This window comes from Arthrobacter sp. 2762 (assembly GCF_040548745.1).
Classification (GTDB): domain Bacteria; phylum Actinomycetota; class Actinomycetes; order Actinomycetales; family Micrococcaceae; genus Arthrobacter.
Genome location: NZ_JBEPSI010000011.1, coordinates 51,945 through 67,725 on the forward strand (window position 1 = coordinate 51,945; position 15,781 = coordinate 67,725).

Here is a 15,781-nt window from a genome sequence, read left to right on the forward strand (position 1 = left end):
GTCCGAAAGCCGTTGGAAGTGAGAGAGGAACCTATTCGGTGGCGTCGCGGGCCAGGTGGATTCCGTTCTCTGCCAGCCACACGGGATTGAAGGCCTTGCTCAGGTAGTTCGTTCCGGCGTCGGGCGCTATGGCCACCACCACCGAACCGTGGGGTGCGGCCCGCGCCACACGCAGAGCAGCGGCCACAGCGAGCCCGGATGACGGACCCAGCGCAAGCCCTTCTTCGTCGAGGAGCCGATGCACGGTGGAGTAGACCTCGTCGTTGGGGATGCGCAGGAAGCGGTCAACAATGGAGCGGTCAAAGGCCTTGGGCCATTCAGCCTGGGGCCAGGAGTTACCAACACCGTCCACCAGGATCTCGCCGGGGTGTCCACCACTGTAGGCGGAGCCGTAGGGGTCGGCGCCCACAACTTCCAGGTGCCCGCCTGGCCGCGATGCCGCAACCTTCTCCTTCAGGAACCTGCCATTGCCGCTGATGGTCCCGCCGGTTCCGATTCCAGCCACGAAATGCGTCACCAGGCCGTTGGTCTGCTCCCAGATCTCCGGCCCGGTGGTTTGGTAGTGCGCCGCGGGATTGGCAGGGTTGTCGAATTGCATGGGCCGCCAAGCACCAGGCGTCTCGGCCGTGATCCGCGCTGCCACAGCGCGGGCGTTCTCCGGGGATTCCGAGGGCGCGCTCCAGTCCGTCAGGACCACGCGGGCACCGTAGCTGTGGAGCGCGGCAAGTTTCTCCTGGGAGATGGTGTCGCCGGTAACCACCACCACGGGATGCCCCGTCAGCCGCCCGATGAGCGCCAGCCCGATCCCGGTATTGCCGGAAGTGCTCTCCACAATGGTTGCGCCCGGCTGTAACTCTCCTGATTGCTCGGCCGCCCGGACCATGCTCAGCGCAGTACGGTCCTTGATGGATCCGCCGGGGTTCTCGGACTCAAGCTTGATGTGGATGGTGCTGCGCAATCCACGGCCCAAGGCCTCCAATTTCACCAGCGGAGTGTTGCCAACTTTGTCCAGGACGGAAGCATCCAGGCCGTCCGGCAGCCCTGCCGCCGAGTGTGCGCCTTGTTTGCGGATTGCGGTACTCACGTGGTCCCCTCCCTTTGAGCCATAGGCGGCAATTCCTGCGCCACCACATCACGCAAATCACGTCGCGCGCGCTCCACCAGGTCCGCTGCCGACGGCCGATCCGCCAGCACATCAGCCAGCCGGCCCGCGACGGCGCCAGTCCCCTTCCCAAGAGGCTGCGCGGCTCCCGCTTCGAGCAGCAGATACGACGCCGTCAGAGCCTCAATAGCAAGCAATTTCTCCAAGGCCTCCAATGACCTTTCGAGTTGCTGCAACGCCAACGGCGCCAAGGTGGAGTGGTCCTCGACGTCGGCCGAGAGGGTGGGTGCCCCGAGCGTCGCCGGCGCTGCCAGGAACTTCAGTTCGGACAGCAGTCCCGCTGCTGAGTACCAGAGCAGCCCGGGCAACTCCTCCTGCGCAAGGCCTGCGGCCGGTCCGGATTCAGAAACCGCATTCGACGATGAAGCCTCCAGGTGCCTGGCGGCAGCCTCCAAATGCCTGGCCCGGATCACCCGTTGTGGCGGATACAGCTTGGCGATGCGTCGCTCGCTGGAAATCCCCACGTGGGCCAGGGCAAGCCGCAGGCCCTCAAAGGAAAGAGCCAGCTGCATCGGTTGAAAGTTCCCGCCGGACACCATGTGCCCGGTTTCGATATCAACCAACGGGTTGTCGCCACGTCCGTTCAGCTCCACCGTCAGAGCAGCGCGGAGCTGTGAAACCAAGGAGCGAAAAGCGCCGTGCGTCTGGGGCGCAGAACGGAATGACAAAGCATCCTGCACCGATACTTCGGGGCGAACGTCCTCCAACCACCCGCCGCGCAACAGGTAACGTACCGCGGCCGCCGAGACCTTCTGCCCGTCCACCGCCTTGCCCGCTTGGATAGCCGGCGAAAACGGGCTGAGGTTTCCACCGCCGTCGTACCTTGCAATGGCCTCAAGCGAGAGGGAAAGCGCGACGTCGGCGAGTTCCGCCAGCTGTTGCAGGCGCACCAAGGCGAGGGTGCCGGCGCCTACCGAGTAAGCGTTGGCGCTGACCAGGGCCAGGGCCTCACCGGGCGCTGGTCGCAACGGCTGAAGACCTGCGTCGGCGAGCGCTTTCGCCCCGGGTACCAAGGTGCCGTTCGCATCGATCGCTTCACCTTCACCGATGACGACGGCGGCGACGGCGGCGAGCTGGGTGAGGTCCGATGAGCCGACTGAGCCTTCGCGGGGAATGGCGGGAAGAACTCCACGGTTTAGTAGTTCCGCATAGAACTGGGCGGTCTCCGGGCGTACACCGGAGCCGCCGCGGCTGAATCCGATGAGCCGGGCGAGCATCACGGCGCGAGCGGAGGGCCGGTCCAGATGGTCGCCCACACCACTGTTGTGGTATCTGACTACCTGGATTTGATAGGCGAGAACCGACCTCTCCTCCACAGCCGTATCGCGTCCGGACCCGAGGAGGGTGTTGAGGCCGTAGATTTTCTGCCCTGAGGTCGACGCACGCTCCAGCACTTCGCGTGAGCGGCCGATCAAAGACAACGCATCGTGGTTGAGTTTCACGTGAAACGCCGGATCCAAGGCAGCCTGCGCCACGCTTTCAGGGTCCACCGGCGATGTGCCGATCAGCAGGGTTCCGGGCTCGGAGGAAATGGGCTCGGAGGACATCAGAAGTCCAGAAGATTCTGGCGGAAGCCGCCGTCGCCGTAACTCTTCCTCAACAGGCCACGGCGTCGCAGTTCGGGAGTGAGCTTGTCCAGCACTCCGTGCACGGTGACGGGGTCCACGAAGCCAGAGAAGAGGAAGCCGTCGCCACCCACAGCCTCGCCGGTCTCCTCGAGGTAGTCCGCGATTTCACCAACCGTGCCGATGATCGAATCGCCGGCACCACCGCTGCGTGCCTGCAGGATCTGGCGCAGGGTAGACCCCGGAGGGGCTGCCTTGGCGAAGTGCTCCAACGTGCCTTGGTTGCTGTTGGTGCTCAATTCAGGCAACGGCGCATCGAGGTCGAACTGCTTGAAGTCGATCACGGACAGGTAGGAGATCGAGTTGAGCTGGCTGTCGATATCACGCTGGGTAAGCTCCCGGCGCTGCGCACGCAACTCCTCGGCCTCGGCTGATGAACCAACCACGGTGGGCTTGAGCACGAAAAGTACCTTGACGTCGTCGGGGTTCCTGCCAGCCTTGGCAGCCTCGGCACGGATGGAATCCCGGTAGGCCTTCATGCCGTCAACGCCACGCGCCAAGGCGATCGCCACATCTGCATGCCCACCCGCGAACGCTTTGCCCCGAGGAGAAGCACCGGCCTGCACCAGTACGGGCTCCTCCGGCAGAGGTGCGGTGTTCAGCGGACCGCGGACCTTGAAGAAGTCACCCTGATGGCTGATGGGGTGCACTTTGGTGTGGTCGGCGAACACGCCGGCTTCAACGTCCTCAAGCACAGCGCCGGGTTCCCAGCTGCGCCAAAGCTGCCGGACGACGTCGACGAATTCCTCCGCCTTCTCATACCGAAGGTCGTGTTCAATCTGCTGGTCCAACCCGTAATTCTGTGCCGCCAGGTCACTGCCGGAGGTGACAACGTTCCAGCCGAGCTGGCCCTCGGAGAAGTGCTGCAGCGTGGCCAGGAGCCGTGCGGCTGTGAAGGGCGGATAGAACGAAGCGCTGACAGTCGGCACAATCCCAAGGTGCTTGGTGGCGGACAGAAGGTACGGGACCAGCGCCAAAGGATCATGCTTGGGCGCAAAGGAGGCGTGTGCCAGCGAAACCTCGGCGGTGCCGCCATAAGTATCAGGAACAGTAAGGGAGTCCTCGATGATGAAGAGGTCAAGGCCGGATTGCTCAAACGCGCGGACGGCGTCTTGATACAGGGCAGGTTTCTTCCAGTCGTAGCCCAGGCTGTAACCGGGAGTTCCCCACCCCTGGACACCAAAACCGTGCCCCACGAACCATCCAAAATGCAGCATGGGCTTGAGTGTAGAGCTGCCTTGTCCGTTCACCGCGACCTGATTTCTTGCGAAGTTACAGGGGGTCGTACTGCGTCAATTATGCTCCCGGGGCGTCACATTTGGGCTGCTACCCCAGCGCCGGCCGGTTACGCAACATGACGACCGCGTAACCGCTTGCAAGTGCGGGCCGCCGCCGCGGGATGTTACGTTTTTCTTGAGTAATGAGCACCAGCGCCAAGCCCTGACTTGCTGGTCGGCAACCCTCTCTCCGGCGGGGTGCCTCAGGTGACTACTCGGCGTATCGACACTTCGAACTGCAAGCGTGACTGAGGAGCACCAGCCAATGCCTGAACCCACTGAAGAAAAACTCTCCTACCGCCTGATTACAGGGCCGGATACCCGTGAATTCTGCGAGCGGATCACCACGGCCCTCGCCGACGGCTACGTGCTCCACGGCAGCCCGGCAGCCACGTTCAATGGCACGGATGTCATCGTGGCGCAGGCGGTCGTCCTGCCCGCTGCCATCGCCAACGCAGACGCCGCCGTCGCGAATGCTGTTGACCAGTTGGAGAACGACGACGACGAAGAAGCATTCGAGGGACACGCATGAGTTACGCAGGTGACCTGACCCCGCAGGACGCGTGGGCCAAGCTTGAAGAAGGCGCCATCCTGGTAGACGTCCGCACCGAGGCCGAGTGGGCACACATCGGCATTCCGGACACCAAAGCCACAGAGAATGATCCCCTGTTCATTCAGTGGAACCTCGCCGGTGGCATTCCCAACTCCCGCTTCCTTGAGGACCTGCAGCAGCAGGCACCCGAGGGCGAGGGCGTGGAACTCGTTTTCATCTGCCGCTCAGGCCAGCGCTCCATCTCTGCCGCCATCGCCGCGACGCAGGCCGGGTTCACCGCCTACAACGTGCTCGAGGGCTTCGAAGGTGACCCGGACCGCTACGGCGAGCGCACCATCAACGGCTGGAAGAACCGCGGCCTGCCAACCAACCTGGGGAACGACTAAGTGACTTTCAATCCCGATGCCGCCAGCTGGAGCCCTGACACCCAGGCAGTACGCGGTGGCCTTGACCGTACCAACTTCCAGGAGACGTCCGAACCCGTCTTCCTGAACTCCGGCTTCGTCTACGAATCCGCTGCCGCCGCCGAACGTGCCTTCACCGGCGAGGACGAACGCTTCGTTTACTCCCGCTACGGCAACCCGTCCGTAGCCACGTTCCAGGAGCGGTTGCGGTTGCTCGAAGGAACCGAAGCGTGCTTTGCGACGGCGTCCGGCATGTCCGCGGTGTTCACCGCTTTGGGTGCCCTCCTGGCTGCCGGTGATCGCGTGGTGGCCGCCCGTTCCCTGTTCGGCTCGTGCTTCGTGATCCTCAACGAGATCCTGCCACGTTGGGGCGTCGAGACCGTGTTTGTCGACGGTCCCGACCTCGACCAGTGGCGTGCTGCCCTCTCCGAACCGACCACCGCCGTGTTCTTCGAGTCGCCGTCCAACCCCATGCAGGAAATCGTGGACATCGCCGCCGTCAGCGAGCTGGCGCATGCTGCGGGAGCGACCGTCGTCGTCGACAACGTCTTTGCCACTCCCCTGCTGCAGCGTTGCGGTGACTTGGGCGCGGACGTCATCGTGTACTCCGGCACCAAGCACATCGATGGCCAGGGACGTGTCCTTGGCGGGGCGATCATGGGCACCAAGGAATTCATCGATGGCCCGGTCAAGCAGCTGATGCGGCACACCGGACCGTCGCTCTCCGCGTTCAACGCCTGGGTGTTGACCAAAGGCCTGGAGACCATTGGCTTGCGCGTGAACCACAGTTCAGCCTCCGCTTTGAAAATCGCAGAATGGCTTGAGCAGCAACCCGCCATCAGCTGGGTCAAGTACCCCTTGCTGAAATCGCACCCGCAGTACGAGCTCGCAGCCAAGCAAATGAAGGCCGGCGGCACCGTGCTGACGTTCGAGTTGCTGCCCTCTTCGGGGCGTTCGGCCAAGGACGCCGCGTTCGCGTTGCTGGACGGCCTGCGCGTCATCGATATCTCCAACAACCTGGGCGACTCCAAGTCCCTCATCACCCATCCGGCCACCACCACCCACCGGGCCATGGGGCCCGAAGGTCGCGCGGCCATCGGGCTGAGCGACGGCGTGGTCCGTTTGTCCGTGGGCCTGGAAGATGTGGACGATCTCATCCTGGATCTGGAGAAGGCCCTCAAACAGGTCTAGCCTTGCTGCCATGAGCGGGAATCATCCTTATCGCCGTGCCGGAACGGTCATCGTTGCGGGCACGGCGGTGTGGTTTGCAGGGATCTCGCCGGTATCGCGCGTTTACATCACCCCCGATGCCGCCGAACGTCTTCGTATGCTCGAGGCCGGCCAGCGTGGCTGGGTGATTGGGCAGCACCTCGCTGCTGCTGGAACCGTCGCGGTGCCGGTCGGATTCGCAGCCTTTGCCCGTCGTCTTCCGCGCGGACAGGCGAAGCGGTGGGCTGTTGCAGCCGCGGCCGCTTTGCTAGCAGGGGCCCCGCTCTTTGTGTCCAGTTTGTCCCGCCGGGCCTCGGACCTGGAACGCTTTGCCTACGGCCGGGGATCCAATGCACCATTCCTCGCCTACTCCGGGCTCCACGTCCTTGCCTTGGCGGCGCTGGGCGGAAGCCTCCTGGCATCGCCCGCCAAACGATGGATCGGGGTCACGGCCGCAGCCAGCGCCCCCATCTACGGCGCCATACTTGTGGCCAAGAAGGACATCCCGCCTTTCGCGTTCTACATTGTCGAAGGCTTAGCGGGGGCGTACCTGATGACGTGGGAAGAGACCGACTCCGCAGAACCCTAGGGCCTGCGGACCCTGGTCAGGACGGGCGCCGGATCCTTGTGCGAGTCTGCGGCAGCGCCACGAATCGTCGCCTTCACCGCATGCCCAACCACCGCCCCCAAGGCCTCATTGCTGGGCGGGCTTCCCGGCGGATTTTGTGCGTCACGTTGCCGGTTGTTGAAACGTTCTGCCGCTTCGCGTTGCTCCCGTGCTCCGTTCCCGCGCTCAAGAATGTCCGAGATTCCGGCCTTCACGAGCTCCAATTCACCTTGGTCGTCCAGGACAGGACTCAGGTAATCCACCAAAGCCCAGACCACGTCCGCTGCCGGTTGGGGACGGAAGTCGCCAAAGTCCAGGAGTTCTCCGCGAAGTCCCGAATTGCTCGCTTGCCAACTCGCCATCCGGAGCAGGGCCGTCGGCACCAAGGCGGGCTCAACGCCGTCGAGCATTTCCAGGGAAGCGGTCTCAACCAGTGCCCTCACAAGCACTGCAATCAAGGCTGCGTCCTCCGAACGGAGGCAGACGTCAGCCACCCTGACTTCCACGGTGGGATGGTTGCGGGAGATGCGGGCGTCGAAGTAGATCATGCCCTCGTCAAGGAGAACCCCCGTGTCCAGGAGGCGCTGGACCATGCGCCGGTAGGCAGTCAGCGAGCCAAACACGGCAGAGGGCCCGGACGTGGGCCACCGGTTCCATGCCTGGATCCGGTAGCTTTCGAAACCCGTGGGCAGCCCACGCCAGTATGGGGAATTGGCGCTGATGGCCGTCAAAACAGCAAGTTTGTCGCGGATGTGATCGAGGACCACCACGCCCTCTTCAGGTGACTCCACGGCGGTGTGCACGTGGAAACCGCAGGTCAGTTGCTCGTGGGCCGTCAACCCGAAGCGCTCAAGCATCACGGCGAAGCGGGGATCCGGGGTGGTGTGGGTGTTCTTGGCCAGGGGCGAGGTGGCAATCGCGGCCACCCGGGCGTTGTGCTTCCTGGCGGCGTCATTGGCCATCGCCCGTCCACGCCGGATCTGCTGGAGGAGCTCGGTGTAGGTATGGCACGGACGGGTCTGGGTTTCGATCTGTTCCAGCTTCAGTTCGTGGCTGAGCCCCATCCCTGTTTCAGCCGCCGCTTCCGGTCCTGCGAGCAGCGCATCCGCGAGGGCCAAGGGCTCTCCCGTCACAGGATCGACGATGAGTAGCTCTTCCTCCACCCCGAAAGTCCGCATGGCACCATTCTGCTTCATGCGGCCGGAGAAATTCTGCTGGATCATCCCTGCATTGCCGACGTGGCGGCCCCTAAACCCGGGCTCCACGCCATGTGGCAGTCGGGATGATCCAGCAGAAAAGCGTGCCTAGTCCTGGAAGTACTCCACCTTGGCGCCAATGGTGTTCAGACGCTCGGCCAGGTCTTCGTAGCCGCGTTCGATCACGTAGATGTTGCGAAGCTCCGAGGTTCCACGGGCAGCCAACATCGCCAGGAGCAGGCACGCTGCCGGACGCAGGGCAGGCGGGCAGCCGATCTCCGCAGCGCGCCACTTGGTGGGTCCGTTGACGTAGATCCGGTGCGGGTCCAGGAGTTGCACTTGGGCGCCCAGCTTGTTGAGCTCCGTCAGGTAGATGGCGCGGTTCTCGTAGACCCAGTCGTGGATCATGGTCTGGCCCTCGGCGTTGCCCGCGATCACGGCGAAGAAGGGCAGGTTGTCGATGTTGAGCCCCGGGAACGGCATGGGGTGGATCTTGTCCTGTGGCGCGTGGAGCTCGGAGGGCTTGGTGGTGACATCCACCAAGCGCGTCCTGCCGTTGCGGGCCATGTATTCGCCTGAGATTTCCAGCTTCTGGCCCATCTGTTCCAGGGTGGCCAGCTCGATTTCCATGAATTCGATGGGAACCCGGCGGATGGTGACCTCGGAGTTCGTCACGATACCTGCGGTGATCAGGCTCATGGCTTCGATTGGATCCTCGGACGGGAAGTATTCGATCTCCACGTCTATGGCTGACCGGCCCGTGATTTTCAAGGTCGTGGTACCGACGCCCTCGATGGTCACACCCAAGCCCTGCAGGTAGAAGCAAAGATCCTGGACCATGTAGTTGGGGCTCGCGTTGCGGATCACCGTGGTGCCCTCGCGGTGTGCGGCAGCCATAATGGCATTCTCGGTGACGGTGTCGCCACGTTCGGAGAGGACGAAGGAACGATCGTGCCCATCGGCAGGGGGTGCCACCACGGAGTAGAAGCCGGACTTTGCCCCCACCGTGAGCCCGAACTGGCGCAATGCCTGCATGTGGGGCTCAACGGTGCGCGTGCCCAAGTCGCAGCCACCAGCGTAGGGAAGCAGGTATTCGGCAGTCTCGTCCAGGAGCGGGCCGAGCAGCATGATGACGCTGCGTGTGCGGCGAGCCGCCTCCACGTCCATCGATTCAAGGTCAAGGACTTCGGGCCTGCGGATCCGGAGGTCGCTGCCGTTGAGCCAGGTGCATTCGACGCCGATGGACGTCAGCACCTCAACGATCCGGTTGACTTCCTCAATGCGGGCCAAGCGACGCAGCGTGGTGGTGCCCCGGTTGATCAGGCTTGCACACAGCAGGGCCACGCCTGCATTCTTGCTGCTGTTGACATCCACTTCGCCGGACAGCGTGTGACCGCCTTCCACCCGAAGGTGCGTCATCTGTGGCTTGCCCACCTTGACGATGGAACGGCCGAAGATGGCCTCCAGACGTTCGATCATTCTGAGGCTGAGATTCTGTTTGCCCTGCTCCATTCGGGCGATAGCGCTCTGGCTGGTTCCCAGCTCAGAAGCCAACTGCCCCTGCGTCCAGCCCTTTTCGCTTCGCGCGTTGCGGAGCAGGAGGCCTACATGTTCGGCGGTAGGTTGCGTCATACTCAAGAAATATCACAAGTGAGTTAGAACTGCTGAACAAATTGCCGATTCGGCGGTAAACATCACAGGGTACCCGCATAGTGCGATATCTGACCTTCAAAAATCGAGCCGATCAGAAATGTCAGCCTCCCGCGTCCGCACGTCAAGCGAGACCTCCAGGTCCTGCCGGGACTGATTTTCGGCCGTGCTCCTTCATGAACAGCCACGATTTGAGAACCGGGCCAAAGCAACCTATCTTGAACTTAAGTAAGCCTAACCTAAGCTGGAAAGCGGTCTGAGAGTATGACGCCCCCGACGCAAAACCCCGCCCCGGCGAACGGCTCCGGCGTTTACCGCGATCAGTGGGGAATCCCTCATCTGTGGGCCGAGTCCGCGGACGAACTTGCCTTCCTGCAAGGCATGAACGCCGCAACGGATCGATCATGGCAGATTGAGCTGGAGCGCTGGCGCTCGGAGGGCCGTATGGCTGAAGTGTTGGGTCCCGATGTGGTGGTGTGGGACCGTTTCGCCCGGCAGAGCCGGCTGAACGAGACTGCCCGCCGTTGTTTCGAGGGGCTGGATCCCGCAACCCAACAATGGGTTGGCCAGTATGTCGCAGGCGTTAACCAGGCGCTGGTCACCAATTTGCGCGGCGGGCCCGAATTTGACGGTTCCGGCAGCACACCCGAACCGTGGAACCCTTGGACGCCGCTGGGGGTGTTCCTGGTGCATCACATTCTGTTCTCCACCTTCCCCAACAAGCTTTTCCGCGCCCACGTGGCCAGGACGCTGGGCCACGATGCCATCAGCTTGTTCAGCATCGAGGCCCCGGTCTGGTCCGGCAGCAACGCGTGGGCGGTTCACGGCTCAATGACCGCGAGCGGGCTCCCTCTGATCGCAGGGGACCCACACCGCCTCATGGAACTCCCCGGGGTGTACCAGCAGGTGCGGCTCGCATGCCCGGAGTTCGACGCGCTCGGCTTCGCGTTCCCTGGCGTTCCCGGGCTGCCCCATTTTGGCCACACCGGAAAGACCGCCTGGGCCGTTACCAACGCCATGGCCGACTATCAGGATCTCTTCGAAGAGCAGTTGCGCCGGGTCCCCATCCCGGAGTCGGGCGGCGAGCGCATCGAGGCGCGCGGCCCGCAAGGCTGGGAACCCGCCGTCGTGGGTACCGAAACCATCCATATCCGTCATGGCGACTCTGTAGGCACCGAAACAGTGGAGATCATCGAGACCGCCCGCGGTCCAGTGATCTCAGAAACGCCCGACGGCGGGGCCTTGAGTTTGCGTTTCCCCGCGCAGGTTGACGGGCGGCTCGGTTTCGAAGCCCTTCTGCCGCTACTGCGAAGCGGGAGTGTGGGCGACGTCGAAGCAGCTTTCGATTCGTGGGTGGAGCCGGTCAACAGCGTCGTGACTGCTGATGCTGCAGGTGCGGTACGGCACTTCGTCGCTGGATTGGTTCCCCGACGAAATCCGGCCAACCGCCGGTTGCCTGCTCCGGCGTTGTCGGCACGTCATGCCTGGGAGGGCGATTACGTTGTCCTGCCGCGCTCAGAGGTCCAACGGTTTGCAGTCAGCGCGAACGATCGTGCTGCAGGCGGCGGCGATGCCGTAGCGATGGAGTTCGCCCCCGCCCATAGGGCCCTTCGGATTCGCGAGCTGTTGGAGGAGGCGCCTGGCGGGTTGAGCGTAAACCACATGCAATCCATCCATATGGATAGCCTGCTCGGGCCTTGGCCCCTGTTCCGTGACGTGCTGGGCAACCTCGACCCTGCCGATCTATCTACCGAGGCCAAGGGACTGCAATCGCTCCTCTTGGAATGGAACGGCAGGATGGCAGCGGACAGCCACAGTGCAGCCGTTTTCGCGTCATGGCGGGGCGCGCTGGTTCAGCGGATCGCACGTCATTTCGCGCTGGCGGCATTGGCTGGACCTACCGGGTACTCCCCTCTCTTCGGACCTTGGCTGTCCGTCGCTTCACGCATAGGTTTCGCCCTTGAAACGCTGGTGGTTCGAGCCTCGCAGCTTGGTATCGATATGGCTGTGGAGGCCGCGGCCGCACTCGAGGATGCAGCGCTCGAAGATTCCCTGCTGGACGGTGCCGTATGGGGCGATCGGCATAAGCTCCTGGCAATTCATGTCCTCCCAGGCGACCTTTCCGCTTCGACCCCAACCGTAGAGCTAAGCGGCGATACAGGCTGCGTGCTCTGCACAGAGAGTCTTCCGGGCGTGGACGACCACAGCTTCCGCGGACCCGTGGCCCGCTATGTCTGGGACCTGTCCGATCGGAGCAACAGCCGTTGGATTGTGCCGTTCGGCGCTGCTGGAGGGCCGGAGCACCCACACTTTACCGACCAACTGCCGCTCTGGGCCTCAGGGGAGATGATCCCTGTGGTAACGGACTGGAGCCAGCTCAGTCACGACGCCCCCTAAGACTCACGAACCAAGCCCACCAGCCCAGCCCAGCCCAAAGGAAATCATGACCACCAGCACCCAGGACTTCGCTGTCCGGACCACGAACTACACCGAAGAGCTCGACGGATGGGGCGTACTGCGGACCGTCCCTTTGGTTCCCGCCGAAGATCTTGATCTCATTCATGGTTGGGTCAGCCAACCTCGTGCCAGGTTCTGGGGCATGCTGGACCATTCGCGCGAGGACGTTCTGGAGATCTACGAGTTCCTTGACTCCTTGGACACGCACCACGCCTTCTTGGTGGTGGTCGACGCCGAGCCGCTCGCGCTCTTCCAGACCTACGAACCGCTGCACGATCCCGTCGGCGAGGCTTACCCGGCGCGGGAGGAGGACATCGGGATGCATTTGCTGCTGGCCCCTGCCACGCGTCCGATTCCGAACTTCACACCACGGCTCGTCACGTCCCTCATCCGATACATGTTTTCCCTGCCCGGCAAGGACCGGATCATTGTTGAGCCGGACGCCCGCAACGCCAAGGCACTTCGCCGCCTCGAGACCACGTGCTTCGAGCTTGGCCCCATCATCCAGCTGGCTGAAAAGGAAGCCCAGTTGGGGTTCATCACCCGGGCAAGGTTCGAGAAGATCCAACAGAAGAGTTAACGCCAGACGAAACTCCACGTTCCAGCGCCGCCGGCCGTCAGTACCGCAGCGGCAGCGATGACGAGGCCGCCCAGGAGCACCCAGACGTCCAGGAGGGAGTAGGTGGATTCACGGGCCCACGTTCTCTGCCCGCCGCCGAAACCACGTGCCTCCATGGTGATGGCCAACCGGGAAGCCCGCCGGACTGCCTGGACCAGCAGTCCGAAGCTCTGTCCAAGCGTTGCCTTCAGCCGTTGCAGCGGGCTGCCCTGCGAACCCACCCCGCGGGCGCGCCTGGCCATGCCGATGGTCTGCCATTCCTCAGCCATCAATCCCACCAGGCGCATCGCGGCCAGCGATCCAAGGACAAAGCGGTGTGGCAGCCTTGCCTTCTGTGCCAGCGCATCAGCCAGGTCGGTTGGATCTGTGCAGGTCATCAAGAGGATTGCCGGCAGGGCTATCGCCAGGCCGCGCAGCATGAATCCCAGCCCCAGCTGAAGGGAACCTTCGCTGATGGACCAGAGTCCGACGTCGAGCAGTACGGCCCCGCTGTCAGCCGCCACGATTGCGGTGCTCCAGCCACCAATCGCTGCAGCGATGATGAGCGGCCAGGCCCGCTGCCATAGAAGCCCCAGCGTGAGGCCAGCCAGCGGGAACAGGGCCAGCTCGGCGACGAGCGCCGTTGAAGCGGATACCCAGTCGATAGACAACGCAAGCACCAGTGAAATGAGGAACACGGATACGAACTTAACCAAGGGGTTGGCCCGCGTGAGGAGGGCGTGGTTGCCGCGCAGGTTCAGGGCGTCCCTCATGCGGCACCGGCTTCCTGGCGGGCTGCTTCGCTGTGCGGGTCCGGAACTTGCGGCGTCGCCGGATCCAGCCGGAGCTCCGTGCCGCCAAGGACCGCACTGAATTCTTCGTCGTGCGTCACGGACACAACGGCCGTTCCGGCGTCCAGCAGTTCCGAGAGGAACGATGCCAACTCTGCCCAGGTGTTGGCGTCCTGGCCGAACGTGGGCTCGTCAAGCACCAGCACCTTAGGGTGGGCCGCCAGGACCGTGGCCACGGACAACCTGCGCTTCTCGCCACCGGACAATGTGTAAGGGTTCGCGTCCACCAAATGCGTGAGCCGCAAACGCTCCACCAATTCATCCACGCGTTCTTCACCGTGTCCCAGATGCTTCGGCCCGAACATCAGCTCGTCCAGGACCTTGCCCGTCACGAACTGGTGCTCCGGTTCCTGGAACACGGTGCCAATGCGCGAAATCAGCTGATCCGCCTTCCACTTGAACGGGTCGATTCCAGCTCCCTCGGAAAGCTCGACGGCGGCACTCACCTTGCCGTCCACGGGCGCCAGAAGGCCGGCCAACGTGAGCGCAAAAGTAGATTTGCCGGCACCGTTCGGACCCGTGATGGTGAGTGCCTGGCCAGCCCGTACTTGTGCACTGATACCCGATTGCACGGGGACGGGTGGGATGGTTTTGAAGCGGCGACGGCGCGACTTCTCACGGGAGACAGCCAGATCCTGTGCCACCAGGAGGAGTTGGGCGGTGGATTCATGGCCGCCCATTTCCTGACTTGTGCTCCTGCGGGCGCGAGTAACCGGAACGTACCCCGGCACCCACACTCCCGCTGCCATCAGCATGGTGCGGGCCTCTGTGAGCACCTGATCCGGGGGGCCGTCCAGGAGCACACCGCCCCCAGCCGAGGGTGGCTGGAGGACCACGATCCTGTCCACCAGGTCCTTCCACACGGACACACGGTGTTCCACGACAACCAAAGTGGCACCGGTCTTGTCCAGGCAGCGCTGAACGGCGTCTCGAACCTCAAGCACGCCCACCGGATCGAGGTTGGCCGTAGGTTCGTCAAGAAGGATCAGCCCGGGCCGCATCGCCAGGATGCCAGCCAACACGAGGCGCTGCTTCTGCCCGCCGGAGAGTGCCGCCGTTGGGTGATCCAGTGCCAAACCGCCGCCTGCAGCGGTGCGCAACCCAACGTCGTCGAGCGCTTCATGGACGCGGGCCCAAATTTCATCCCGGGGAACGGCAAGGTTTTCGGCGCCAAACGCGACGTCGTCACCCACCCGTGAGAGCACCACCTGGGTTTCCGGATCCTGCTGCATCAGACCTGCACGGCCGCGCTGTTCGCGGGGAGCGAGGCCGTCGATCAACAGCGAGCCGGTCTCGTCCGAATCGTCTTCCTCGTCACCCAGCACACCGGCGAGGGCATGGAGCAGTGTCGACTTCCCTGCGCCCGATGGACCCAGCAAGAGCACACGCTCGCCGGGCCCGATCCGGAGGTCGAGGTCCTGTATGGCGGGTGTGGAACGCCCGGCATGCCGCCATCCCCACCCTTGGGCGGTGATGGCGGCAGGCCGCACCTGGCCGCTGCTTTGCGTGGCAGGCATTAGTTGAAGACGGGCTCCGAAGCAGCCTTGCGCGACGCGAAGGAGCTGAGGACGCCGGTCTTGGCCAGCCCGCGGGTGGCAACCCAGGACAGCGCGCCGGCGATGATCGCACCGGAGAGCGTGGTGAAGGCGATGTAGGCCAGCTTGTCGATTGCTTCGTAGGCGATGTTCCAGCCCCAAGGCAGGAAGGAATCGTTGAGACCGCAGAAGAGGCCGGAGCCCGCGCCTGCGAGGAGTGCAGTGGAAAGGTTGAATTTCTTGTACCGGAACGCAGCGAAGACGAGTTCCGCGCCCAGTCCTTGGAGGATGCCGGAGATGAGGACGGTTGTGCCGTACTGGGAACCCATGATGAGTTCACCGGTGGCGGCGACGGCTTCGCAGAACAGGGCTGCGCCCGGCTTGCGGATGATGAGCATGCCCAGGACGGCGGGGATCATCCAGCCACCGGCAATCAAACCGGTGAGCGGCGGATACGTGGCGTTCATGGGGATGGATACGATTGCGGCGCCCTGGGACCAGGCCCAGAAGATCACGCCGCCGGCGATGGCAATCAAAGCTGCCACCACGATGTCTACAACACGCCAGTTATAACTGGTCTTCTTCACGCTTGCCGTGGTCATTTTTCTGCCTCCTGAGGTACAGGAGGGGAAAGTGCTCCCCGGAAACCCCCGGTCG

Annotated in this window: 14 protein-coding genes and 1 riboswitch; of the genes, 6 read left to right on the forward strand and 8 right to left on the reverse strand. The window is 63.6% G+C overall.

Features of this window, described 5'->3' with window-relative positions; translation table 11 throughout:
- Window positions 1-31: 31 nt before the first annotated feature.
- From ABIE18_RS18835 to ABIE18_RS18845, 3 genes are read right to left on the reverse strand one after another with little or no spacing between them, the layout of a single operon-like run.
- On the reverse strand, window positions 32-1,084 hold the full coding sequence (locus ABIE18_RS18835) for a PLP-dependent cysteine synthase family protein (RefSeq protein WP_499724122.1): 1,053 nt from the start codon (window positions 1,082-1,084) through the stop codon (window positions 32-34).
- The gene (locus tag ABIE18_RS18840; protein WP_499724123.1) at window positions 1,081-2,709 is read right to left on the reverse strand and encodes an aromatic amino acid ammonia-lyase; all 1,629 of its coding nucleotides are present in this window, start codon (window positions 2,707-2,709) and stop codon (window positions 1,081-1,083) included. The genes ABIE18_RS18835 and ABIE18_RS18840 overlap by 4 nt, the downstream gene beginning before the upstream one ends.
- The gene (locus ABIE18_RS18845; protein WP_499724124.1) at window positions 2,709-4,037 is read right to left on the reverse strand and encodes an NtaA/DmoA family FMN-dependent monooxygenase; all 1,329 of its coding nucleotides are present in this window, start codon (window positions 4,035-4,037) and stop codon (window positions 2,709-2,711) included. The genes ABIE18_RS18840 and ABIE18_RS18845 overlap by 1 nt, the downstream gene beginning before the upstream one ends.
- Window positions 4,038-4,203: 166 nt before the next feature.
- Window positions 4,204-4,315, forward strand: a riboswitch (SAM riboswitch).
- A gap of 14 nt (window positions 4,316-4,329) precedes the next feature.
- Here ABIE18_RS18845 and ABIE18_RS18850 point away from each other — a divergent pair.
- The 4 genes from ABIE18_RS18850 to ABIE18_RS18865 are packed head-to-tail and all read left to right on the forward strand — an operon-like array spanning window position 4,330 to window position 6,819.
- Window positions 4,330-4,596 (forward strand): DUF1737 domain-containing protein, encoded by a 267-nt coding sequence (locus ABIE18_RS18850; protein ID WP_216926788.1) that lies wholly within the window; start codon window positions 4,330-4,332, stop codon window positions 4,594-4,596.
- Window positions 4,593-5,003 (forward strand): rhodanese-like domain-containing protein, encoded by a 411-nt coding sequence (locus ABIE18_RS18855; protein WP_442003393.1) that lies wholly within the window; start codon window positions 4,593-4,595, stop codon window positions 5,001-5,003. Before ABIE18_RS18850 ends, ABIE18_RS18855 begins: the two co-directional genes overlap by 4 nt.
- Window positions 5,004-6,212, forward strand: coding sequence for an O-succinylhomoserine sulfhydrylase (locus ABIE18_RS18860; RefSeq protein WP_431116873.1), 1,209 nt, complete (start codon window positions 5,004-5,006; stop codon window positions 6,210-6,212).
- 10 nt (window positions 6,213-6,222) lie between these two features.
- Window positions 6,223-6,819, forward strand: a complete 597-nt coding sequence (locus ABIE18_RS18865) for a hypothetical protein (RefSeq protein WP_499724125.1) — start codon at window positions 6,223-6,225, stop codon at window positions 6,817-6,819.
- Here the strand turns inward: ABIE18_RS18865 and ABIE18_RS18870 are convergent.
- Together ABIE18_RS18870 and ABIE18_RS18875 are read right to left on the reverse strand one after the other, a co-directional pair.
- The gene (locus tag ABIE18_RS18870; RefSeq protein ID WP_499724179.1) at window positions 6,816-8,015 is read right to left on the reverse strand and encodes a glutamate--cysteine ligase 2; all 1,200 of its coding nucleotides are present in this window, start codon (window positions 8,013-8,015) and stop codon (window positions 6,816-6,818) included. The genes ABIE18_RS18865 and ABIE18_RS18870 overlap by 4 nt on opposite strands.
- 126 nt (window positions 8,016-8,141) lie before the next feature.
- A complete protein-coding gene (locus tag ABIE18_RS18875; RefSeq protein ID WP_477514019.1) occupies window positions 8,142-9,665 on the reverse strand; it encodes a UDP-N-acetylglucosamine 1-carboxyvinyltransferase in 1,524 nt (507 codons plus the stop codon).
- 282 nt (window positions 9,666-9,947) lie between these two features.
- On the opposite strand from ABIE18_RS18875, the gene ABIE18_RS18880 reads away from it, so the two are divergent.
- Complete coding sequence (locus ABIE18_RS18880) at window positions 9,948-12,080, forward strand: penicillin acylase family protein (protein ID WP_499724126.1); 2,133 nt, start codon at window positions 9,948-9,950, stop codon at window positions 12,078-12,080.
- Between the two features lie 46 nt (window positions 12,081-12,126).
- Window positions 12,127-12,720 carry a GNAT family N-acetyltransferase gene (locus ABIE18_RS18885; RefSeq protein WP_499724127.1) on the forward strand — a complete coding sequence of 198 codons (594 nt, stop codon included), beginning with the start codon at window positions 12,127-12,129 and terminating at the stop codon, window positions 12,718-12,720.
- Here the strand turns inward: ABIE18_RS18885 and ABIE18_RS18890 are convergent.
- From ABIE18_RS18890 to ABIE18_RS18900, 3 genes are read right to left on the reverse strand one after another with little or no spacing between them, the layout of a single operon-like run.
- On the reverse strand, window positions 12,717-13,511 hold the full coding sequence (locus ABIE18_RS18890) for an energy-coupling factor transporter transmembrane component T family protein (protein ID WP_499724128.1): 795 nt from the start codon (window positions 13,509-13,511) through the stop codon (window positions 12,717-12,719). The genes ABIE18_RS18885 and ABIE18_RS18890 overlap by 4 nt on opposite strands.
- Window positions 13,508-15,106, reverse strand: coding sequence for an ABC transporter ATP-binding protein (locus ABIE18_RS18895; RefSeq protein WP_499724129.1), 1,599 nt, complete (start codon window positions 15,104-15,106; stop codon window positions 13,508-13,510). The genes ABIE18_RS18890 and ABIE18_RS18895 overlap by 4 nt, the downstream gene beginning before the upstream one ends.
- Entirely contained in the window at window positions 15,106-15,726 is a 621-nt protein-coding gene (locus ABIE18_RS18900) for an ECF transporter S component (protein ID WP_477514022.1), read from the reverse strand. The genes ABIE18_RS18895 and ABIE18_RS18900 overlap by 1 nt, the downstream gene beginning before the upstream one ends.
- Window positions 15,727-15,781 lie beyond the last annotated feature (55 nt).

Bases quoted from the DNA above. Each gene is read 5' to 3' on its own strand.
- ABIE18_RS18840 (WP_499724123.1), bottom strand. From the start codon at position 2,709: ATGTCCTCCGAGCCCATTTCCTCCGAGCCCGGAACCCTGCTGATCGGC.
- ABIE18_RS18850 (WP_216926788.1), top strand. From the start codon at position 4,330: ATGCCTGAACCCACTGAAGAAAAACTCTCCTACCGCCTGATTACAGGG.
- ABIE18_RS18855 (WP_442003393.1), top strand. From the start codon at position 4,593: ATGAGTTACGCAGGTGACCTGACCCCGCAGGACGCGTGGGCCAAGCTT.
- ABIE18_RS18865 (WP_499724125.1), top strand. From the start codon at position 6,223: ATGAGCGGGAATCATCCTTATCGCCGTGCCGGAACGGTCATCGTTGCG.
- ABIE18_RS18870 (WP_499724179.1), bottom strand. From the start codon at position 8,015: ATGCGGACTTTCGGGGTGGAGGAAGAGCTACTCATCGTCGATCCTGTG.
- ABIE18_RS18875 (WP_477514019.1), bottom strand. From the start codon at position 9,665: ATGACGCAACCTACCGCCGAACATGTAGGCCTCCTGCTCCGCAACGCG.
- ABIE18_RS18880 (WP_499724126.1), top strand. From the start codon at position 9,948: ATGACGCCCCCGACGCAAAACCCCGCCCCGGCGAACGGCTCCGGCGTT.
- ABIE18_RS18885 (WP_499724127.1), top strand. From the start codon at position 12,127: ATGACCACCAGCACCCAGGACTTCGCTGTCCGGACCACGAACTACACC.
- ABIE18_RS18890 (WP_499724128.1), bottom strand. From the start codon at position 13,511: ATGAGGGACGCCCTGAACCTGCGCGGCAACCACGCCCTCCTCACGCGG.
- ABIE18_RS18895 (WP_499724129.1), bottom strand. From the start codon at position 15,106: ATGCCTGCCACGCAAAGCAGCGGCCAGGTGCGGCCTGCCGCCATCACC.
- ABIE18_RS18900 (WP_477514022.1), bottom strand. From the start codon at position 15,726: ATGACCACGGCAAGCGTGAAGAAGACCAGTTATAACTGGCGTGTTGTA.